Source organism: Streptomyces sp. JH002, assembly GCF_050916115.1.
GTDB lineage: Bacteria > Actinomycetota > Actinomycetes > Streptomycetales > Streptomycetaceae > Streptomyces > Streptomyces xiamenensis.
On sequence record NZ_CP087989.1, the window covers coordinates 5,396,384 to 5,416,298 of the forward strand.

A 19,915-nucleotide genomic window follows, 5' to 3' on the forward strand; every position below is an offset into this window, starting at 1 on the left:
CACCGTCGTGTCGTCCACCGGTCCTAGGACCCCCGACGCACCCACCCACCGCCGCGGACCGATCCGCCCGGGCCCTCCGTCCCGGTAGCGTTCCCCCCATGGTCAGAAGAACCGGCCTGGCCGCCGTCAGCGCCGCCCTGCTCGCCATGAACCGCACCCTGGAGGTGCGCGACGTGCTGCAGACCATCGTCTCCAGCGCGCGCGAACTGCTCGACGCCCGCTACGCCGCCCTCGGCGTACCCGACGGCGCCGGCGGCTTCGCGCAGTTCATCGTCGACGGCATCAGCGACCGCCAGTGGAAGGCCATCGGCCCGCTGCCCCGCCAGCACGGCATCCTCGCCGCGATGCTGCACGAGGCCACCGCCGTACGCCTCGCCGACGTCCGCCAGGACCCCCGCTTCGAGGGCTGGCCGGCCGCCCACCCCGAGATGTCCGACTTCCTGGGCATGCCCATCGCCGACGGCGACGAGGTCCTGGGCGCCATCTTCCTGGCCACCAAGCGCGGCACCCCCGAACACCGCCGCACCCCGGGCGACGGCTGCGCCTTCACCGCCGAGGACGAGGAACTGCTGGGCATCCTCGCCCAGCACGCCGCCATCGCCCTCACCAACGCCCGGCTGTACGAACGCAGCCGCGAGCTCACCATCGCCGAGGAACGCGCCCGCCTCGCCCACGAACTGCACGACGCCGTGGCCCAGAAGCTCTTCTCGCTGCGGCTCACCGCCCAGGCCGCCACCACCCTCATGGACCGCGACCCCACCCGCGCCCGCAGCGAACTGCGCCAGGTCACCAGGCTCGCCGCCGAGGCCACCGACGAACTGCGCGCCGCCGTCATCGAGCTGCGCCCCGCCGCCCTGGAGGAGGACGGCCTGGTCGCCACCCTGCGCGCCCAGATCCAGGTCCTGGACCGCGCCCACCCCGCCCGGGTCACCCTGGTCGCCGGCGAGGCCAAGGCGCTGCCCGCCGCCCAGGAGGAGGCCCTGCTGCGGGTCGCCCAGGAGGCGCTGCACAACGCGCTGCGGCACGCCGCGGCGGCCAAGGTCACCGTGAGCCTCGACCAGCACCCCGGCGGCCGGGCGGTGCTGCGCGTCAGCGACGACGGCACCGGTTTCGACCCGGAGGCGGTGCGCAGCGCGGGGCGGCACCTGGGCCTGGTCTCCATGCGCGACCGTGCCCAGGCGGTCGGCGGCGCCCTGACAGTGCGCTCGGCGCCCGGAGCGGGCACCGTGATCGAGATGGAGGTACCCGGTGTCTGACGTCATCCGTGTGCTGCTGGTCGACGACCACCAGGTCGTACGGCGCGGGCTGCGCACCTTCCTGGAGATCCAGGACGACATCGAGGTGGTCGGTGAGGCCGCGGACGGCCCCGCCGGGGTGGCCCGGGCCGAGGAGCTGCGCCCCGACGTGGTGCTCATGGACGTCAAGATGCCCGGCGGGGACGGTGTGGAGGCCCTGCGCAAGCTGCACGAGCTGGGCAACCCGGCCCGGGTGCTGATCATCACCAGCTTCACCGAGCAGCGCACCGTGGTCCCCGCGCTGCGCGCCGGGGCGGCCGGCTACGTCCACAAGGACATCGACCCCACCGCGCTGGCGGGGGCGATCCGTTCCGTGCACGCCGGGCACGTGCTCCTGCAGCCCGAGGTGGCCGGCGCGCTGCTGGCCCAGGAGACCCCGTACGGCGGCAGCGGGCGCGGCGGGCAGCTCACCGAGCGGGAGCGGGAGGTGCTGGCGCTGATCGCCCGCGGCCGCTCCAACCGGGAGATCGCCCGTGACCTGGTGCTGTCGGAGAAGACCGTGAAGACGCACGTCTCCAACATTCTGATGAAGCTGGATCTGGCCGACCGCACCCAGGCGGCGCTGTGGGCGGTACGGCACGGAGTGGCCGACTGACGCGCGGCGCGGCGGCCGGAGCGCCCCGACAGGTGTGCGATCCGGCGCGGGATTCATTCGGTCGGGTGGATGTCCCCCACATGGCGGAACCCGATCGGGCGTGACGCGTTCTGCAGGACATGCCGCGGCAACCTGGCCGCGGCAGCGTCCGAAAGGTTCGTTTCATGAACAGCATGAAGAAGATCGCCGTCGTCTCCGCCGTGGCCGGCGGTCTGGCCGCCGCCGGTGCCGGTGTGGCCACCGCCGCCGCCGGTGCCGACGGCAACGCCGTGCACTCGCCCGGTGTCATCTCCGGCAACGTGGTCGAGGCCCCCATCCACGTGCCCGTCAACGTCGTCGGCAACACCGTCAACGTCATCGGCCTGCTGAACCCGGCCTTCGGCAACTTCGGCCTGGCCCACTGACCCACCGGGTCCATCTCCTGAGGACGGTCGGTCGCGCGCGCAGCTGATCGGCCTATTGGGCCGAACGGCGGTTGTCGCCCGGCGCCCCCGTGTCATCCGGACACGCCCAGCGTTGTGCAGCGCGTGGCTCTTCCGTCGGAGTCACCGCCAAGAACCGTCCCAGGAGGATCGCACGTCATGAACACTGCGAAGAAGGCCGCTTTCGTGCTCGCTGTCGCCGGTGTCGCCGTCGGCAGTGCCGCCGGCATGGCCACCGCCCACGGCGGCGCGAGCGCCAAGGCCGGGGCCGTCCACTCGCCGGGTGTCATCTCCGGCAACATCGTTCAGATCCCGGTGGACGTGCCGATCAACATCGTCGGCAACACCGTCAACGTGATCGGCATCCTGAACCCGGCGTTCGGCAACGTCGGCGCCATCGTCTGACGCCACCCCCCACGGTCATCACGGCCCCGCGGATCCCATCCCCCGCGGGGCCGTGATCCTCCCCCAGCCTTCGGCCGGGGGGACCCCCAACGGGACGTGTGCCGCCCCGCGCCCGTCAGCCGCGCTGCCGCTCCAGCTCCTCCGCGTACGCGTTGTACGCCGCCACCCGCGCCCGCCGCGCCGCCCGCTCCACCGGGCGCAGCAGCCGGTCCCGCTCCGCGATCTCCGCGGCGCTCACCGCGCCCCCGTGATCGCCGCCCCCGGCCAGCTCCACCAGCCCGGCCACCCGCTGCGCCAGCTCCAGCACCCGCGCCGCCCGCGGCGGATACCCCGGCGCCAACAGCTGCCGACCCCGCTCCATCCGCGCCCGGTACGCGTCCAGACGTGCCCGGGTCGCGGCCCCCGCCCCCGCCACATCCAGCGTCATCAGCGCCGCGGTCGTCTCCCGCAGCACCTCGTTCAGCTCCCGCTCCGCCTCACCGAGCGAGGGCACATCGGCCGGCGGCGCCTGCCGTACCGGCACGCACCGCCACACCACCTGGGTCAGCACATCCCCGGCCGGGCCGGCCGCGCTCACCTCCGGAATCAGCCCCAGCGCCGTGTCCGCCCCCGCCGCCCGTCCGGGGGCACCCGCGGCCAGAACCGCCTCCCCGGCCTCCAGCGCCCGCTCGTTGAACTCCGGCGGCCCGCACAGGCCCAGCGGATGCCCGGGCGCGGGCAGCGCGATCCGCAGCCCCGCCACGCCCAGCGCCCGCAGCCGGCCGAAGGCCAGGGTCAGCCCCACCGGCCCCGGCTCCCCGGGCAGCTCCACCACCCGGTGCGAGGCGTCGTCCGCCACCGCACGCGTGGCGGCCTCGTCGGGGGACACCAAACCGGCCAGCAGAGCGTTGCCCCAAGCGGCGAACCGCCCGGCACGAGGTTCATCGAGCATGGCCTCAGCATAGGGAAGAAGGCCCAAGGGCCCTCCTGACGCCCGGGACATGACGGGTGTGGCGTAAGTTTTGTTCCGGGGAAGTGCCGGCAGGCACGGTCAGACGGCGACTGCAATGGGAGAGACCGCGCGCATGAGCGATGTACTGGAGCTGGTGGACGTATCCGTGGTCCGCGATGGCCGCGCTCTGGTGAACGACGTCTCCTGGTCGGTCGCCGAAGGCGAACGATGGGTGATCCTCGGTCCCAACGGCGCAGGCAAGACGACCCTGCTGAACATCGCGTCCAGCTACCTCTTCCCCACCACGGGACGGGTGCAGATCCTCGGCGAGAAGCTCGGCGGCGTCGACGTCTTCGAGCTGCGCCCGCGCATCGGCATGGCCTCCAGCGCCCTGGCCGGCAAGCTCTCCCAGCGGGCCACCGTCCTGCAGACGGTGCTCACCGCCGCGTACGGCATGACCGCCGGCTGGCAGGAGAGCTACGAGGACGTGGATGAGCGGCGCGCCCGCGCCTTCCTCGACCGGCTGGGCATGAGCGAGATGCTCGACCGCAGGTTCGGCACCCTCTCCGAGGGTGAGCGCAAGCGCACCCAGGTCGCCCGCGCCCTGATGACCGACCCCGAACTGCTGCTGCTGGACGAGCCCGCCGCGGGGCTGGACCTCGGCGGTCGCGAGGACCTGGTGCGCCGGCTGGGCCGGCTCGCCCGTGACCCCTACGCGCCCGCCATGATCATGGTGACCCACCACGTCGAGGAGATCGCCCCCGGTTTCACGCACGTGCTGCTCATCCGGCAGGGCAAGGTCCTGGACGCCGGTCCCGTGGACAGCGTCCTCACCTCCGCCGCGCTCTCGCACTGCTTCGGCCTGCCGCTCATCGTGGAACGCCAGGGCGACCGGTTCACCGCACACGGCCTTCCCCTGGCGTAGCGGCCCAACCCCCGGATTCCGGCCGGTCTCTGACGAATTCCGGCCTGTTCGCCCGGCGTCGGCCCCCCTACCATGGGCCGTGTGGACTTCTGGGTGTGGTGGCTGATCGCCGCCGGAGGATTTTCGATCGCGCTCGTCCTGACCGCGATGCCCGAACTCGGCATGCTCGCCATCGGGGCGGCCGCCGCCGCGGCCTCCGGCGCGGTCACCGACAACATCGCCCTCCAGGTCGTCGTGTTCGCCGTCGTCTCCACGGCTCTGCTCGTGGTCGTACGGCCCATCGCCCGCCGCGCCAGAGTGCTGCCCCCCAAACTCAGCTCGGGCGTGGACGGACTCCGCGGCCGCACCGCGGTCGTGCTGGAACGGGTCGACTCCCGCGACGGCCGGATCAAGCTCGCCGGCGAGGAATGGTCGGCCCGCGCCCTGGACAGCGACATCACGCACGAACCGGGCGACGAGGTCAGCGTGGTGGAGATCGACGGAGCCACGGCCATCGTGATGTGATGGACCCCATACAGACAACCGTTCAACTCATCTAGCCGCAGGGGGAGTCACGGTGGACGCCATCATCATCGTGCTGGTCATCCTGGTGGTGCTGGTCATCATCGCGCTCGTCCAGACAATCCAGGTCATCCAGCAGGCCAGCGCCGCGATCGTCGAACGATTCGGCCGTTACACCCGCACCCTGAACGCGGGCCTCAACATCGTGGTCCCGTTCATCGACCGCATCCGCAACCGCATCGACCTCCGCGAACAGGTCGTGCCCTTCCCGCCGCAGCCGGTGATCACCCAGGACAACCTGGTGGTCAACATCGACACCGTCATCTACTACCAGGTGACCGATGCCCGCGCCGCGACCTACGAGGTCTCCAACTACATCCAGGCCATCGAGCAGCTGACGGTCACCACCCTGCGCAACATCATCGGTGGCATGGACCTGGAGCGCACCCTCACCTCCCGCGAGGAGATCAACGCGGCCCTGCGCGGCGTCCTCGACGAGGCCACCGGCAAGTGGGGCATCCGCGTCAACCGCGTCGAGCTCAAGGCCATCGAGCCGCCGACCTCCATCCAGGACTCGATGGAGAAGCAGATGCGCGCCGACCGGGACAAGCGCGCCGCGATCCTCCAGGCCGAGGGTGTCCGGCAGTCCGAGATCCTCCAGGCCGAGGGTGCCAAGCAGTCCGAGATCCTGCGCGCCGAAGGTGACGCCAAGGCATCGGCCCTGCGCGCTGAGGGTGAGGCCCAGGCCATCCGCACCGTCTTCGAGGCGATCCACGCCGGCGACGCCGACCAGAAGCTGCTCTCGTACCAGTACGTCCAGATGCTGCCGAAGATCGCCTCCGGCGACTCCAACAAGCTCTGGATCGTGCCCAGCGAGATCGGCGACGCCCTCAAGGGCCTGGGCGGCAACCTCAACCGGATCACCGGCAACGGCACGGGCAACGGCGGCCCCGACGGCGGCGCCACCGACCCGAACGCGCTGAGCAAGCCCTCGGTCGGCCGGCAGCAGCCGCGTATCGAGTGAGCACGGCGCCACCACGCTGAAGGGCGCGGGCCCCGACCGGAGAACGGTCGGGGCCCGCGCCCTTGTCACGTGTGCCGAGCAGGTCGTACGGGCCGGCCGGATCAGGCCGACTCGGCCAGAGGGACCCCCACCCCGGCCCCAGCCGGGGGGAGCCCCACCCGGCCTTCGGCCGGCGGCGCCCCCAACGGCGGCCCTTCACCCTCCCGCAACCCCAGGGCGAGCCACAGCGCGTCCGCCGGCGTCGGCTCGAAGGGCTGGACCAGCAGCGGCATCCCCGCCTGGACAGGCGTCCGGTTCGCCTTGCGGTGGTTGTCCTCGGCACACGCCGCCACCGTGTTCAGCCAGGTGTCCCCGCCACCCCGGGAACGCGGTACGACGTGATCGATGGTGGTCGCCCGGCGCCCGCAGTACGCGCACCGGTGCCGGTCCCGTACCAGCACCCCACGCCGCGACCACGGGGCGCGTTGTCGGAAGGGCACCTTCACGAACCGTCGCAGCCTGATCACCTGGGGCACCGGCAGTTCCACCGTCGCCGCCCGCACCCGCAGCCCCGGATGCGCGTGCTCCACCACCGCCTTGTGCTGGATGACGAGCACCACCGCCCGCCGCAGCGACACCGTCGACAGCGGCTCGTAGGTCGCATTGAGCACCAGCGTCTGCCGCATCCCGCCCACCTCCCCTTGAGCTGCCCGCCCCCGCGGCGGGATGGCTCTCACTCTGCCGGGGCCCGGTGAGCCCGACAATGCAATTTCCAGGGAGGTAACAAAAACGGGAGATGACGGTTAAACCCCCGGTGAGGGATCGATCGGGCACCGCCCGGCACCGGGGGATCACCGTACGGTCAGCCGCCCGCGGGCACCTCGTACTCACCGATGAGCTGGGCCCGCCCCAGAGCGTGGAAGCGCAGCATGAACCCCACCTGCGCCGGGGTGGCGTCGGCTCCCGGACCCAGCTTCTCGCTGTCCACCGCGTACACCGTGAAGACATAGCGGTGCGGCCCGTCGCCGGCCGGCGGCGCGGCGCCGCCGAAGTCCCGGGTGCCGTAGTCATTGCGTACATGTACCGCGCCCTGCGGCAGCCCGGCCATCTCCCCACTGCCCGCCCCGGCCGGCAGCTCGGTCACCGAGACCGGGATGTCGAACAGCGACCAGTGCCAGAACCCGCTGCCGGTCGGCGCGTCCGGGTCGTAGCAGCTGACGGCGAAGCTCTTGGTGCCCTCGGGGAAGCCCTCCCAGCGCAGCTGCGGGGAGGTGTTGCCGGCCGCGTACACCTGCGCCTCGCCGAGCCGGGCGCCCGGGGCCAGGTCGTCGCTGGTCACGGTGAAGGACGCCACCGGCGGATGAAAGTCGTGGGGGAGCGGACGGCGGGCGGACTCGGACGTCATGTGCCTCTCCTCGGGATCGGGAAGGGTGGTGCCGATCACCCTAGCCAGCGCCTGCCACGCCTGATGCGGTACTACTCGTGCCATGACCGAACCAGCACCGCACCGCCTGGACCTCACGGGGGTGCGCGACCGGGACGCGCTGCTGCGGCGGTGCGCCGAGGACCTGGGGTTCCCCGACTATTTCGGGCACAACTGGGACGCGCTGGACGATTGCCTGCACGATCTGATGTGGTGGGGCGAGCCCCCGGCGGGCGGCTGGGTGATCGCCGTACGCGGCTGGGACGAGCTGCGCCGGGAGCTGCCGGAGTCGGCGCGGGTCCTGGGGGAGATCCTGGCGGACGCCGCGACCCACTGGCGGAACCAGGGCGTTCCCCTGACTGTGACACTGGATGACGATGAGCCGCGACCACACCACTGAGCCCCTGCCCCGTGCCTTCTTCGACCGCCCGGTGCTGGAGGTGGCGCCCGACCTGCTGGGCCGCACCCTGGTCCGGCGGTCGGCGGAGGGCACCATCACGCTGCGGCTCACGGAGGTGGAGGCGTACGCCGGGGAGATCGACCCCGGCTCGCACGCCTTCCGGGGCCGGACGCAGCGCAACGCCTCGATGTTCGGCCCGCCCGGGCACGCGTACGTCTACTTCACCTACGGCATGTGGCACTGCCTGAACCTGGTGTGCGGCCCGGACGGGCACGCGAGCGGGGTCCTGCTGCGGGCCGGGGAGGTCCTGACGGGAGCGGAGCTGGCCCGGCCGCGCCGGGCCTCGGCCCGGGGCCGCGACCACGAGCTGGCCAAGGGGCCCGCCCGGCTGGCGACCGCGCTAGACGTGGACCGGGTGCTGAACGGCACCGATGTCTGCGGTGCGGACCCCGAGGACTTCGACCTGCGGGTGCTGGCAGGCACCCCGGTGCCGAAGAGCCGGATCAGCACCGGGCCGCGCACCGGCGTCGCGGGCGACGGAGGCGTCCATCCGTGGCGCTTCTGGATCGCCGGCGACCCCACGGTGAGTCCTTACCGGCCGCACCAGCCCAAGCGCCGGACCAGGCAACTTGACGCGGATGTCGTCGGGCCGTAATGTAGATCGAGTCGCTTGAGGCGGCAACCCCAGGGAAGCGGTCGGAAGATCGCCCGGGGAAGCCTCGGAAGCGACACCCACTCCATCTGATCGGAACTTCCCAGTTCTGGTTTCTTTGGTGCGCTCATTGAGTGGCCGAAGAAAGCGAAAAGGGCCCGATTAGGAGCCGGCCGGAAAGTCGGCTAGAGTAGTGGACACGAAGGGAAAGCCCGGAGGGGCCCGAGAGGGAACCAAAGGAAGCATCCGTTCCTTGAGAACTCAACAGCGTGCCAAATAGTCAATGCCAGATTATTTACTGAGTCTGCATCTCGACCTCGTCTGAGGTGCAGCATTTAAGCGAGGATTTTCCTTGCTCTTACATGAAGCATTCATGGAGAGTTTGATCCTGGCTCAGGACGAACGCTGGCGGCGTGCTTAACACATGCAAGTCGAACGATGAACCGGTTTCGGCCGGGGATTAGTGGCGAACGGGTGAGTAACACGTGGGCAATCTGCCCTGCACTCTGGGATAAGCCCGGGAAACTGGGTCTAATACCGGATACGACACATGAGCGCATGCTCGTGTGTGGAAAGTTCCGGCGGTGCAGGATGAGCCCGCGGCCTATCAGTTTGTTGGTGGGGTAGTGGCCTACCAAGACGACGACGGGTAGCCGGCCTGAGAGGGTGACCGGCCACACTGGGACTGAGACACGGCCCAGACTCCTACGGGAGGCAGCAGTGGGGAATATTGCACAATGGGCGAAAGCCTGATGCAGCGACGCCGCGTGAGGGATGACGGCCTTCGGGTTGTAAACCTCTTTCAGCAGGGAAGAAGCGAAAGTGACGGTACCTGCAGAAGAAGCACCGGCTAACTACGTGCCAGCAGCCGCGGTAATACGTAGGGTGCAAGCGTTGTCCGGAATTATTGGGCGTAAAGAGCTCGTAGGCGGCCTGTCGCGTCGATTGTGAAAGCCCAGGGCTTAACCCTGGGTCTGCAGTCGATACGGGCAGGCTAGAGTTCGGTAGGGGAGATCGGAATTCCTGGTGTAGCGGTGAAATGCGCAGATATCAGGAGGAACACCGGTGGCGAAGGCGGATCTCTGGGCCGATACTGACGCTGAGGAGCGAAAGCGTGGGGAGCGAACAGGATTAGATACCCTGGTAGTCCACGCCGTAAACGGTGGGCACTAGGTGTGGGCAACATTCCACGTTGTCCGTGCCGCAGCTAACGCATTAAGTGCCCCGCCTGGGGAGTACGGCCGCAAGGCTAAAACTCAAAGGAATTGACGGGGGCCCGCACAAGCGGCGGAGCATGTGGCTTAATTCGACGCAACGCGAAGAACCTTACCAAGGCTTGACATACACCGGAAACGGCCAGAGATGGTCGCCCCCTTGTGGTCGGTGTACAGGTGGTGCATGGCTGTCGTCAGCTCGTGTCGTGAGATGTTGGGTTAAGTCCCGCAACGAGCGCAACCCTTATCCTGTGTTGCCAGCGGATCCCTTCGGGGGTGCCGGGGACTCACGGGAGACTGCCGGGGTCAACTCGGAGGAAGGTGGGGACGACGTCAAGTCATCATGCCCCTTATGTCTTGGGCTGCACACGTGCTACAATGGCCGGTACAATGAGCTGCGATACCGCGAGGTGGAGCGAATCTCAAAAAGCCGGTCTCAGTTCGGATTGGGGTCTGCAACTCGACCCCATGAAGTCGGAGTCGCTAGTAATCGCAGATCAGCATTGCTGCGGTGAATACGTTCCCGGGCCTTGTACACACCGCCCGTCACGTCATGAAAGTCGGTAACACCCGAAGCCGGTGGCCTAACCCCTTGTGGGAGGGAGCTGTCGAAGGTGGGACTGGCGATTGGGACGAAGTCGTAACAAGGTAGCCGTACCGGAAGGTGCGGCTGGATCACCTCCTTTCTAAGGAGCTTCTAGGCTGCCTTTGGTAGTCCAGAGCCACTACGCCGGCGAGTGTTCGGCGGTGGTTTGCTCATGGGTGGAACATTGACTGCATCATTTGGCTCGCTGTTGGGTGTCTGAAGGTACGGCGGTTTTCCGTTGGATCTTCGGTTGTTGTTTGAGAATTGCACAGTGGACGCGAGCATCTGTGGCCAAGTTTTTAAGGGCGCACGGTGGATGCCTTGGTACCAGGAACCGATGAAGGACGTGGGAGGCCGCGATAGTCCCCGGGGAGTTGTCAACCTAGCTGTGATCCGGGGGTTTCCGAATGGGGAAACCCGGCAGTCGTTATGGGCTGTCACCCACTGCTGAATGTATAGGCGGTGTGGAGGGAACGCGGGGAAGTGAAACATCTCAGTACCCGCAGGAAGAGAAAACAACCGTGATTCCGGGAGTAGTGGTGAGCGAAACCGGAGGAGGCTAAACCGTATGTGTGTGATACCCGGCAGGGGTTGCGCATGCGGGGTTGTGGGAGCTTTTTTGATCGTTCTGCCGGACGGTCGGTGAGTAAGAAACTGTGTGGATAGGCGAAGGGCATGCGAAAGGCCCGGCGTAGAGGGTAAGACCCCCGTAGCTGAAATCTGCATGGCTCACTTAAAGGTTTCCCAAGTAGCATGGGGCCCGAGAAATCCTGTGTGAATCTGGCGGGACCACCCGTTAAGCCTAAATATTCCCTGGTGACCGATAGTGGATAGTACCGTGAGGGAATGGTGAAAAGTACCGCGGGAGCGGAGTGAAATAGTTCCTGAAACCGTGTGCCTACAAGCCGTGGGAGCGTCGTGCACAGAGCTTGCTCTGTGTGCCGTGACTGCGTGCCTTTTGAAGAATGAGCCTGCGAGTTTGCGGTGTGTTGCGAGGTTAACCCGTGTGGGGTAGCCGTAGCGAAAGCGAGTCCGAACAGGGCGATTGAGTAGCATGCCCTAGACCCGAAGCGGAGTGATCTAGCCATGGGCAGGGTGAAGCGAGGGTAAGACCTCGTGGAGGCCCGAACCCACCAGAGTTGAAAATCTGGGGGATGACCTGTGGTTAGGGGTGAAAGGCCAATCAAACTCCGTGATAGCTGGTTCTCCCCGAAATGCATTTAGGTGCAGCGTCGTGTGTTTCTTGCCGGAGGTAGAGCACTGGATAGGTGATGGGCCTTACCGGGTTACTGACCTTAGCCAAACTCCGAATGCCGGTAAGTGAGAGCGCGGCAGTGAGACTGTGGGGGATAAGCTCCATGGTCGAGAGGGAAACAGCCCAGAGCATCGACTAAGGCCCCTAAGCGTGTGCTAAGTGGGAAAGGATGTGGAGTCGCAGAGACAACCAGGAGGTTGGCTTAGAAGCAGCCACCCTTGAAAGAGTGCGTAATAGCTCACTGGTCGAGTGATTCTGCGCCGACAATGTAGCGGGGCTCAAGTACACCGCCGAAGTCGTGTCACTACAGCTATAGCCCTAACGGGTGTTGTGGTGGGTAGGGGAGCGTCGTGTGCCGGGTGAAGCAGCCGTGGAAACGAGTTGTGGACGGTATGCGAGTGAGAATGCAGGCATGAGTAGCGATACAAGAGTGGGAAACTCTTGCGCCGATTGACTAAGGGTTCCTGGGTCAAGTTGATCTGCCCAGGGTAAGTCGGGGCCTAAGGCGAGGCCGACAGGCGTAGTCGATGGATAACCGGTTGATATTCCGGTACCCGTTGTGGAGCGCCAACGCTGAATCAGGCGATGCTAAGCCCGCGAAGCCGCCATCTGTCCCTTCGGGGGTGGGTGGAGTGGTGGAGTCGGTGGTCCAGACCTGTAGTAGGTGAGTGATGGGGTGACGCAGGAAGGTAGTCCAGCCCGGGCGGTGGTTGTCCCGGGGTAAGGGTGTGGCCCGTGGAGCAGGTAAATCCGTTCCACACGAGGGTGAGACCTGATGCCGAGCCGATTGTGGTGAAGTGGATGATCCTATGCTGTCGAGAAAAGCCTCTAGCGAGTTTCACAATGGCCCGTACCCTAAACCGACTCAGGTGGTCAGGTAGAGTATACCGAGGCGTTCGGGTGAACTATGGTTAAGGAACTCGGCAAAATGCCCCCGTAACTTCGGGAGAAGGGGGGCCATTTCCGGTGATGAGACTTGCTCTCTGAGCTGGGGGTGGCCGCAGAGACCAGCGAGAAGCGACTGTTTACTAAAAACACAGGTCCGTGCGAAGCTGTAAGGCGATGTATACGGACTGACGCCTGCCCGGTGCTGGAACGTTAAGGGGACCGGTTAGTCACATTTCGGTGTGGCGAAGCTGAGAACTTAAGCGCCAGTAAACGGCGGTGGTAACTATAACCATCCTAAGGTAGCGAAATTCCTTGTCGGGTAAGTTCCGACCTGCACGAATGGCGTAACGACTTCTTGACTGTCTCAACCATAGGCCCGGTGAAATTGCACTACGAGTAAAGATGCTCGTTTCGCGCAGCAGGACGGAAAGACCCCGGGACCTTTACTATAGCTTGATATTGGTGTTCGGTTCGGTTTGTGTAGGATAGGTGGGAGACTGTGAAGCCTGGACGCTAGTTCAGGTGGAGTCGTTGTTGAAATACCACTCTGATCGTGCTGGATGTCTAACCTGGGTCCGTGATCCGGATCGGGGACAGTGTCTGGTGGGTAGTTTAACTGGGGCGGTTGCCTCCTAAAGAGTAACGGAGGCGCCCAAAGGTTCCCTCAGCCTGGTTGGTCATCAGGTGGTGAGTGTAAGTGCACAAGGGAGCTTGACTGTGAGACTGGCAGGTCGAGCAGGTGCGAAAGCAGGGACTAGTGATCCGGCGGTGGTTTGTGGAAGCGCCGTCGCTCAACGGATAAAAGGTACCCCGGGGATAACAGGCTGATCTTCCCCAAGAGTCCGTATCGACGGGATGGTTTGGCACCTCGATGTCGGCTCGTCGCATCCTGGGGCTGGAGTTGGTCCCAAGGGTTGGGCTGTTCGCCCATTAAAGCGGTACGCGAGCTGGGTTTAGAACGTCGTGAGACAGTTCGGTCCCTATCCGCTGCGCGCGCAGGAGTCTTGAGAAGGGCTGTCCCTAGTACGAGAGGACCGGGACGGACGAACCTCTGGTGTGCCAGTTGTTCTGCCAAGGGCATGGCTGGTTGGCTACGTTCGGAAAGGATAACCGCTGAAAGCATCTAAGCGGGAAGCCTGCTTCGAGATGAGGACTCCCACCCACTTGATGGGTTAAGGCTCCCTGTAGACGACAGGGTTGATAGGCCAGATATGGAAGCCTTGTAAGAGGTGGAGTTGACTGGTACTAATAGGCCGAGGGCTTGTCCTCAGATGCTCGCGTCCACTGTGAATTTGTCTTAGACAACTATGATTTCTTCAAACTGAAAAGTGTGCTTGTTCACGCTGAGACGTTTGTAAGCGTTTCGGTGGTCATGGCGAAAGGGAAACGCCCGGTTACATTCCGAACCCGGAAGCTAAGCCTTTCAGCGCCGATGGTACTGCATGGGGGACCGTGTGGGAGAGTAGGTCGCCGCCGAACAATCTTTGAGAAGACCGGTTGGTCTTTCAGCACACTTGCTGAAAGACCAACCGGTCTTTTTTATTGCTCGTAGGAACAGGAGCTGTACCTCATGTCGTATTCACCCGAGGACCGATCTGAGAGGCGAGGACCCCGGCGTGATGACCGGCCTCGCCGTGATGGTGACCGGCCGGCGTTCCGGCGCGATGACCGCAGGGACGACCGTGACCGGCCTCGCCGCGATGACGCTCCGCGTCGTGAGGGAGAGCGCCCGCCTTTCCGGCGTGACGGTGACCGTCCCTCGTACCAGCGTGATGACCGGCCTCGCCGTGATGGTGACCGGCCGCCTTTCCGCCGTGATGATCGTCCGCCGTATCAGCGGGACGACCGGCCTCGCCGTGACGGTGACCGGCCTCCGTTCAAGCGTGATGACCGGCGTGATGAGCGTCCGCGTCGCGATGGTGATCGGCCGGCTTTCCGTCGTGACGGTGACCGGCCTTCGTATCAGCGGGACGACCGGCCCCGCCGCGACGGCGACCGCCCTCCGTTCAAGCGTGATGACCGTCCCCGTCGTGACGGTGACCGGCCTTCGTATCAGCGGGACGACCGGCCGCGTCGCGATGGCGATCGGCCCGCGTTCAAGCGGGATGACCGGCGTGATGAGCGTCCGCGTCGCGATGGTGACCGGCCTTCGTATCAGCGGGATGACCGGCCCCGTCGTGACGGTGACCGGCCTCCGTTCAAGCGTGATGACCGCCGCGATGACCGGCCTCGCCGTGATGGCGACCGGCCGCCTTTCCGCCGTGATGATCGTCCGCCGTATCAGCGTGATGAGCGTCCGCGTCGCGATGGCGACCGGCCTTCGTATCAGCGGGACGACCGGCCCCGTCGGGATGGCGATCGGCCCGCGTTCAAGCGTGATGACCGGCGGGATGAGCGTCCGCGCCGCGATGGTGACCGGCCTTCGTATCAGCGGGACGACCGGCCTCGCCGTGATGGCGACCGGCCCGCGTTCAAGCGTGATGACCGGCGTGATGAGCGTCCGCGTCGCGATGGTGATCGGCCGGCTTTCCGTCGTGACGGTGACCGTCCGCCGTATCAGCGGGACGACCGTCCCCGTCGTGACGGTGACCGGCCTCCGTTCAAGCGTGATGACCGCCGCGATGACCGGCCTCGCCGTGACGGTGACCGGCCGGCCTTCCGGCGCGATGACCGGCGTGATGACCGCCGTGGTGGCGGGTTCCGGCGTGATGACCGGGGTGGGTCGCGTAGTGGCGGCGGCTACCGGGGAAACGATGACCGGCGTGGGGGCGGCTTCCGGCGGGACGACCGCGGGCAGCGCGGACCGGCGCCGCGGAGGCTGTCGATCCCTGACGATGTGACCGGCGCCGAGATCGACCCCTCGGTGCGGCAGGAGCTGATGAGCCTGCCGAAGACCCTCGCCACCGATGTGGCGCGGAACCTGGTGATGTGCGCCCAGCTGCTGGACGAGGACCCCGAGCGCGCGTACGCGTACTCGCGGGTCGCGCTGCGGCTCGCCTCGCGGGTGGCCGCTGTGCGAGAGGCCGCGGGGTTCGCCTCCTACACGGTGGAGAAGTACGCCGAGGCGCTCGCCGAGTTCCGGGCGGCGCGCCGGATGTCCGGGGCCGACCACCTGTGGCCGGTCATGGCCGACTGCGAGCGTGGGCTCGGGCGCCCGGAGCGGGCGCTGGCGATGGCCGGTGAACCCGAGGTGCGGCGGCTGGACAAGGCCGGCCAGGTCGAGATGCGGCTCGTCGCGGCCGGCGCCCGGCGGGACATGGGCGAGGCGGAGGCCGCCGTGGTCACGCTCCAGAGCCCGGAGCTGAACTCCAGCTCCACCCAGCCCTGGGTCGCCCGACTGCGGTACGCGTACGCGGACGCGCTGCTCGCGGTGGGGCGTGAGGCCGAGGCCCGCGACTGGTTCGCCAAGACGCTGGACGCGGACTCCGGCGGGATCACCAACGCCTCGGACCGGCTGGCCGAACTGGACGGGGTGGAGTTCGTGGACGCGCTCGATCCCGAGCTCGGCGAAGAGGACTGACCGCCACGTGTGACCGAAGCGGCGGGAGGGGATGCGTTCCCTCCCGCCGCTTCGTTGTGCTCAGGCGAATTTCGCGATCGGGTTGTCCAGGGTGCCGACGAACTGGAGGGCGGCCGAGGGGTCGGTCAGGTCGACCATCTGCTGGTTGTTGCGCAACTGGAGGCGGTTCAGGCAGGACAGCGCGAAGGTCTCCGTGAACAGGTCGTAGCGCTTGAATCGGTCGGCCAGTTCGGGGTGCAGCTCCTGGTAGTCGCTGACGCAGCCGGCCACGGTCCCCCAGAAGGCGTCCTCCGTCAGCACCCCGGCCTCGGCCAGGTTGCTGTTGAGGAAGCGGAGGAAGCAGTCGAAGACGTCCGTGAAGAGCGCGAGCGGTCGCTCCTCCTCGGGGATGTCCATCCTGATGCGCTCGATGCCGGCCGGGATCGGCGTCGCCGGGTCGAAGACCGCGATCTCCTCGGCGATGTCCTTCATGATGGCCCGCTCGGGGACGCCGTCGCGCAGCACCAGGATGACGTTCTCGCCGTGCGGCATGTAGACCAGGCCGTACCGGTAGAAGCAGTGCAGTAGCGGCGCGAGGTAGGCGTCCAGGTAGCGGCGCAGCCACTCCTCGGGAGCCAGCCCGGAGTCCTTGATGAGCGTCGCGGCCAGCGCGTCGCCCCGGGCGTCCACGTGCAGCAGGGACGCCATGGTGGCGAGACGCTGACCGGGTTCCAGGGACGGTACCGGGCTCTCCCGCCACAGGGCGGCCAGCATCTTCAGGTACGGGGAACCCTTGGCGGCGACGCTCTCGTACTGGGGGTGGTGGTAGCCGATGGCGGCGCGTTCGCGCAGGATACCGAAGCCCAGCGCGCGCAGCCGGGGGTCCGCGCTCACCAGGTCGTGCAGCCAGTCGTTGATGGCCGGTGTCACTTCCATGTAGGCGGCGGAGAGTCCGCGCAGGAAGCCCATGTTGAGGACGGACAGGGCGGTTTTCACGTAGTGCTTGCCGGGGGCGTTGGTGTTGAAGAAGGTACGGATCGACTGCTGCGCGCGGTAGCTGTCCTCTCCGGGGCCGAGGCACACGAGGTGCCGCTGGGCGACCTCGGCGGCGAAGGTGACGGAGATCCGGTTCCACCACTGCCAGGGGTGGACGGGGATGAGCCGGTAGTCGTCCGGTTCCAGGCCCTGCCCGGTGAGGTGGGCGGCGAAGGCGTCCCGTTCGGCGGGGGAGAGTTCGGCGGCGATCAGGTCCTCGTAGTCGAGCCCCGCGCCGGCCGAGAAGGTGGTGAGGTCGCGGCGCGCGGCGAGCCAGATCAGCCGGACGGGGGCGCCGGTCTCCGGCGCGTACGCGTGGTATTCGGCGGCGTCGAAGCCGAGGCGGCCGTTGTTGGCGACGAAGCAGGGGTGGCCCTCGGTCATGCCGGCTTCGATGGTCTGGAAGTCGGCGCGGGCCAGTTCGGCGGCGGAAGGGCGGCGGGTGGCCGGGTCGGTGCTGAGCTCTCCGGCCAGTTTGTGGGCGGCGCCTGCGAGAGTGCTGCTGATCTCTTCCAGGTAGACCGGCAGGATCGTGTCGCCCAGTCCGAGCGCGGTGCGCAGCTCGATGAAGAAGTCGAGTGCGGAGAGCGGCAGTTCGGTGCCGTCGCGGTGGCGGGTGATGCTGTCGGCGTCGATCTGCCAGTGGTCCAGGGCGCGGCGGCGGGCCGTGAAGCGGTAGGTGACGGTGCCGTCGTCGGTGGGGACGGTGAAGTGGCCCGGGCGGTCCGGGTCCTCGGTGGGGATGAGCAGCCGCTCGTGGGAGAACTCGGCGAGCGCCTTGCGTATCAGCCGGCGGCCGGCCTGCTCCCACAGCGCGGGGGTGAGGTGGGCGACGGCCTGGTGGGGGTCCTGGGGGTGCATGGCGGGGCGTGCTCCTTAGTCGGTGGCTGCCGGGTGCTGCCGGAGGGAAGCGGCCAGGTACTGGTCGCGGGTGCAGAAGCTCAGCAGGGCTTCCTTTCCGGGCAGTTCGACACGGGCGGCCACCTGGAAGCCGACGGCGGCGTTGAGGACGTGGACGGCGCGGTTGCGGGCGTCGGGCTCCACCACGACGCGCTGCGTGGCGGCGTCGCTGAACAGGAGTTCCATGACCGTGGTGATGACGGCGAGGGTGAAGCCGTGCCGGGGAGTGTCGGTGGGGGCAGTGAGGAAGTGCATGCCCACGTCGCCCTCCTGGACGGGGTAGACCTTGCCGACGGGCTCGTGGGCCGGGTCGTACCGCTCGGTCAGGAAGGCGGGGTTTCCGTCGTGCAGCCCGAGGTAGGCATGGTGTGCGGTGGACGCGGCGATGGTGTCGAAGTAGCCGCGCACCTGCTCCCGGGTGGTGTTCTGCATCAGCCAGAACGCCGATTTGGGGTGGGTGAGCCAGCTGTGCAGCAGCGGGGTGTCGGCGGCCGGGTCGACGGCGCGGACGGTGAACCGGCCGAGTGCGTCGTCGGTTCTGGTGAACAGGGTGGTGCTCATGCGGCTCCCGGGTGCGATGGGGCAACTCGGAAGTGAGGTTAGCCTAACCTAATTTTCTGGGGCAATGGGCCCTTGCTCCGACTCCTGCTCCAGCGGGCGCAGCACCAGCCCCGAGGCGGGTTTTGGGCCGAAGGAAGTGGACTTGCGCGGCATCATGATGCCCGCCTCCGCCAGCGAACGAACCGTCTCCTCGGAGACCGGGCGCAGCAGTACGGCGGTGCCACCGGTGTTCAGGCCCTGGGCGAGCGCGGCGTCGGCCTCGTGCAGATAGCGCACGGCCCCCGGCCGGTCGGGGACGCCCCACACCGCCTCCAGCAAGGTGGTGTGCAGGACGGTGGCGTCCAGGGCCCGCCAGGCGGCGGGGCGGTGGGCCGGGATCGTACGCGCCAGCAGCGCCGGGTCGGGGCGGTCCAGCAGGTGGAGTTCGCCCGCGGCCGGGCCGGCCAGCAGGAAGGCGGTGCCCTCGGTGGCGGCGAGGGTGCGCAGGGCCTCGCCGGGCGGGGCGGCCAGCGGGCATACACGGAACGCCGCGGTGGCCCGTACCCGCTCCAGCGCCTGTGCGGCGGGGAGTTCGGGGAGCACCCGGTGGATGGCCTGGACCCGCAGCGGATGGCGGGCGGTGTTGACCAGCAGGACCAGGGTGCGGTCCCAGGGCGGGCGGCCGGCGTGTTCGTCGCGCAGCCGCAGCGCGGTGGCCCAGCGGTGGTGGCCGTCGCTGATCAGCGCGCGGTGCCGGCGCAGGGCGGCGCGCAGCCGGGCGAGGGTGTCCGCACCGGTCACCGCCCACAGCCGGTGTTCGATGCCGTCGGCGGTGCGGGTGGCCAGCAGCGGGGTGGAGCGGACGGTCTCCTCGATGACGGCGTCGGCGTCGTCGGGTTCCGCGGCCCGGTAGGAGAGCAGCAGGGGTTCGAGATTGGTGCCGGTGGCGCGGGTGAGGGCGGCGCGGTCGGCGACGACGTCCGGCATGACGTCCTCGTGCGGCAGGACGGTCCCGGAGCCGGGCTCGGTCAGCCGCAGGGCGCCGATCACGCCGCGCTGGTGCACGGCGTGCGGGCCGCGTTGTTCGTACACGTACAGGGCGGGCCGCGGGTCCTGGGTGAGGACGCCCTCGGCGCGCCAGTGGCGCAGCGTCCGGGCCGCGCGGCGGTGGCCCTCGGCGGGGTCGGTGGCCTGCGGAAGGATCAGACGCACGATGTTGTACGGGTCGGCGGTGCGCAGTTCGTTCAGCCCGTCGGGGCGGACCACCACGTCGTACGGGGGTGAGGTGACGGCGGCCGGGTCGCTCACCCGCCCAGGGGCGTAACGCAGTCCCCGGAATGGGGCGAGATCCAGTCCGCCGGGGCCGGCGGGGACGTCGGAAGCCATCCCGGCATGCTATGCCGAATGCCCTTGTCCGGGGCAGATGGGGGCGATCGGCGGTGGTGG

General features: G+C 67.8%; 17 protein-coding genes and 3 rRNA genes. 14 read left to right on the plus strand and 6 right to left on the minus strand.

Annotated elements, in window-relative coordinates; all coding sequences use genetic code 11:
* The first annotated feature begins 98 nt into the window (after positions 1-98).
* The 4 genes from H7827_RS24750 (at position 99) to H7827_RS24765 (ending at position 2,717) form a co-directional block, all read left to right on the plus strand.
* Positions 99-1,256 (plus strand): GAF domain-containing sensor histidine kinase, encoded by a 1,158-nt coding sequence (locus H7827_RS24750; protein WP_030733790.1) that lies wholly within the window; start codon positions 99-101, stop codon positions 1,254-1,256.
* A complete protein-coding gene (locus H7827_RS24755; protein WP_030733788.1) occupies positions 1,249-1,890 on the plus strand; it encodes a response regulator in 642 nt (213 codons plus the stop codon). Before H7827_RS24750 ends, H7827_RS24755 begins: the two co-directional genes overlap by 8 nt.
* A gap of 164 nt (positions 1,891-2,054) precedes the next feature.
* The gene (locus H7827_RS24760) at positions 2,055-2,294 is read left to right on the plus strand and encodes a chaplin (RefSeq protein WP_200368078.1); all 240 of its coding nucleotides are present in this window, start codon (positions 2,055-2,057) and stop codon (positions 2,292-2,294) included.
* A 177-nt stretch (positions 2,295-2,471) separates the two neighbouring features.
* Entirely contained in the window at positions 2,472-2,717 is a 246-nt protein-coding gene (locus H7827_RS24765; RefSeq protein ID WP_030733784.1) for a chaplin, read from the plus strand.
* A gap of 115 nt (positions 2,718-2,832) precedes the next feature.
* On the opposite strand, the gene H7827_RS24770 is transcribed toward H7827_RS24765, so the two are convergent.
* Positions 2,833-3,648 (minus strand): hypothetical protein, encoded by an 816-nt coding sequence (locus H7827_RS24770; protein WP_030733782.1) that lies wholly within the window; start codon positions 3,646-3,648, stop codon positions 2,833-2,835.
* A gap of 133 nt (positions 3,649-3,781) precedes the next feature.
* Here H7827_RS24770 and H7827_RS24775 point away from each other — a divergent pair, with 133 nt between their 5' ends.
* The 3 genes from H7827_RS24775 (at position 3,782) to H7827_RS24785 (ending at position 6,098) form a co-directional block, all read left to right on the plus strand.
* Positions 3,782-4,573 (plus strand): ABC transporter ATP-binding protein, encoded by a 792-nt coding sequence (locus H7827_RS24775; RefSeq protein WP_030733780.1) that lies wholly within the window; start codon positions 3,782-3,784, stop codon positions 4,571-4,573.
* A gap of 72 nt (positions 4,574-4,645) precedes the next feature.
* Positions 4,646-5,077: an NfeD family protein gene (locus tag H7827_RS24780; protein ID WP_030733778.1), complete on the plus strand. Its 432-nt coding sequence runs from the start codon at positions 4,646-4,648 to the stop codon at positions 5,075-5,077.
* A 52-nt stretch (positions 5,078-5,129) separates the two neighbouring features.
* Positions 5,130-6,098: an SPFH domain-containing protein gene (locus H7827_RS24785; RefSeq protein WP_030733776.1), complete on the plus strand. Its 969-nt coding sequence runs from the start codon at positions 5,130-5,132 to the stop codon at positions 6,096-6,098.
* Between the two features lie 101 nt (positions 6,099-6,199).
* Here H7827_RS24785 and H7827_RS24790 read toward each other — a convergent pair whose 3' ends face one another.
* On the minus strand, positions 6,200-6,763 hold the full coding sequence (locus tag H7827_RS24790) for an HNH endonuclease (RefSeq protein ID WP_386542152.1): 564 nt from the start codon (positions 6,761-6,763) through the stop codon (positions 6,200-6,202).
* Between the two features lie 176 nt (positions 6,764-6,939).
* The gene (locus H7827_RS24795; protein WP_386542154.1) at positions 6,940-7,482 is read right to left on the minus strand and encodes a YbhB/YbcL family Raf kinase inhibitor-like protein; all 543 of its coding nucleotides are present in this window, start codon (positions 7,480-7,482) and stop codon (positions 6,940-6,942) included.
* 82 nt (positions 7,483-7,564) lie between these two features.
* Between H7827_RS24795 and H7827_RS24800 the strand changes: the two genes are divergently transcribed.
* The 7 genes from H7827_RS24800 to H7827_RS24830 all read left to right on the plus strand — a co-directional run bounded on the left by H7827_RS24800 (position 7,565) and on the right by H7827_RS24830 (position 16,015).
* Entirely contained in the window at positions 7,565-7,900 is a 336-nt protein-coding gene (locus H7827_RS24800) for a barstar family protein (protein ID WP_432747389.1), read from the plus strand.
* Positions 7,872-8,555 carry a DNA-3-methyladenine glycosylase gene (locus tag H7827_RS24805; protein ID WP_432747390.1) on the plus strand — a complete coding sequence of 228 codons (684 nt, stop codon included), beginning with the start codon at positions 7,872-7,874 and terminating at the stop codon, positions 8,553-8,555. The genes H7827_RS24800 and H7827_RS24805 overlap by 29 nt, the downstream gene beginning before the upstream one ends.
* A gap of 367 nt (positions 8,556-8,922) precedes the next feature.
* Positions 8,923-10,452, plus strand: a 16S ribosomal RNA gene (locus tag H7827_RS24810).
* 189 nt (positions 10,453-10,641) lie between these two features.
* Positions 10,642-13,764 (plus strand): 23S ribosomal RNA (locus tag H7827_RS24815).
* A gap of 93 nt (positions 13,765-13,857) precedes the next feature.
* Positions 13,858-13,974, plus strand: a 5S ribosomal RNA gene (rrf, locus tag H7827_RS24820).
* The 16S, 23S and 5S rRNA genes sit together here, the layout of an rRNA operon.
* A 140-nt stretch (positions 13,975-14,114) precedes the next feature.
* The gene (locus H7827_RS24825; RefSeq protein ID WP_432747391.1) at positions 14,115-15,335 is read left to right on the plus strand and encodes a hypothetical protein; all 1,221 of its coding nucleotides are present in this window, start codon (positions 14,115-14,117) and stop codon (positions 15,333-15,335) included.
* A complete protein-coding gene (locus tag H7827_RS24830) occupies positions 15,332-16,015 on the plus strand; it encodes a hypothetical protein (RefSeq protein WP_432747392.1) in 684 nt (227 codons plus the stop codon). The genes H7827_RS24825 and H7827_RS24830 overlap by 4 nt, the downstream gene beginning before the upstream one ends.
* A gap of 60 nt (positions 16,016-16,075) precedes the next feature.
* On the opposite strand, the gene H7827_RS24835 is transcribed toward H7827_RS24830, so the two are convergent.
* Genes H7827_RS24835 through H7827_RS24845 form a run of 3 tightly spaced genes read right to left on the minus strand, consistent with a single transcriptional unit; the run spans position 16,076 to position 19,855 of the window.
* On the minus strand, positions 16,076-17,890 hold the full coding sequence (locus H7827_RS24835) for an IucA/IucC family protein (protein WP_432747394.1): 1,815 nt from the start codon (positions 17,888-17,890) through the stop codon (positions 16,076-16,078).
* 15 nt (positions 17,891-17,905) lie between these two features.
* Positions 17,906-18,490 (minus strand): GNAT family N-acetyltransferase, encoded by a 585-nt coding sequence (locus H7827_RS24840; protein ID WP_046722947.1) that lies wholly within the window; start codon positions 18,488-18,490, stop codon positions 17,906-17,908.
* A gap of 48 nt (positions 18,491-18,538) precedes the next feature.
* A complete protein-coding gene (locus H7827_RS24845) occupies positions 18,539-19,855 on the minus strand; it encodes a DUF1015 family protein (protein WP_432747395.1) in 1,317 nt (438 codons plus the stop codon).
* Between the last annotated feature and the right edge of the window lie 60 nt (positions 19,856-19,915).

What these genes read in the sequence shown, in the direction of transcription:
- H7827_RS24775 (WP_030733780.1), top strand. Translation starts at nt 3,782, where the DNA reads ATGAGCGATGTACTGGAGCTGGTGGACGTATCCGTGGTCCGCGATGGC.
- H7827_RS24765 (WP_030733784.1), top strand. Translation starts at nt 2,472, where the DNA reads ATGAACACTGCGAAGAAGGCCGCTTTCGTGCTCGCTGTCGCCGGTGTC.
- H7827_RS24800 (WP_432747389.1), top strand. Translation starts at nt 7,565, where the DNA reads ATGACCGAACCAGCACCGCACCGCCTGGACCTCACGGGGGTGCGCGAC.
- H7827_RS24845 (WP_432747395.1), bottom strand. Translation starts at nt 19,855, where the DNA reads ATGGCTTCCGACGTCCCCGCCGGCCCCGGCGGACTGGATCTCGCCCCA.
- H7827_RS24835 (WP_432747394.1), bottom strand. Translation starts at nt 17,890, where the DNA reads ATGCACCCCCAGGACCCCCACCAGGCCGTCGCCCACCTCACCCCCGCG.
- H7827_RS24795 (WP_386542154.1), bottom strand. Translation starts at nt 7,482, where the DNA reads ATGACGTCCGAGTCCGCCCGCCGTCCGCTCCCCCACGACTTTCATCCG.
- H7827_RS24825 (WP_432747391.1), top strand. Translation starts at nt 14,115, where the DNA reads ATGACCGGCCTCGCCGTGATGGTGACCGGCCGGCGTTCCGGCGCGATG.
- H7827_RS24750 (WP_030733790.1), top strand. Translation starts at nt 99, where the DNA reads ATGGTCAGAAGAACCGGCCTGGCCGCCGTCAGCGCCGCCCTGCTCGCC.
- H7827_RS24840 (WP_046722947.1), bottom strand. Translation starts at nt 18,490, where the DNA reads ATGAGCACCACCCTGTTCACCAGAACCGACGACGCACTCGGCCGGTTC.
- H7827_RS24790 (WP_386542152.1), bottom strand. Translation starts at nt 6,763, where the DNA reads ATGCGGCAGACGCTGGTGCTCAATGCGACCTACGAGCCGCTGTCGACG.
- H7827_RS24770 (WP_030733782.1), bottom strand. Translation starts at nt 3,648, where the DNA reads ATGCTCGATGAACCTCGTGCCGGGCGGTTCGCCGCTTGGGGCAACGCT.
- H7827_RS24780 (WP_030733778.1), top strand. Translation starts at nt 4,646, where the DNA reads ATGGGCCGTGTGGACTTCTGGGTGTGGTGGCTGATCGCCGCCGGAGGA.
- H7827_RS24805 (WP_432747390.1), top strand. Translation starts at nt 7,872, where the DNA reads ATGACGATGAGCCGCGACCACACCACTGAGCCCCTGCCCCGTGCCTTC.
- H7827_RS24760 (WP_200368078.1), top strand. Translation starts at nt 2,055, where the DNA reads ATGAACAGCATGAAGAAGATCGCCGTCGTCTCCGCCGTGGCCGGCGGT.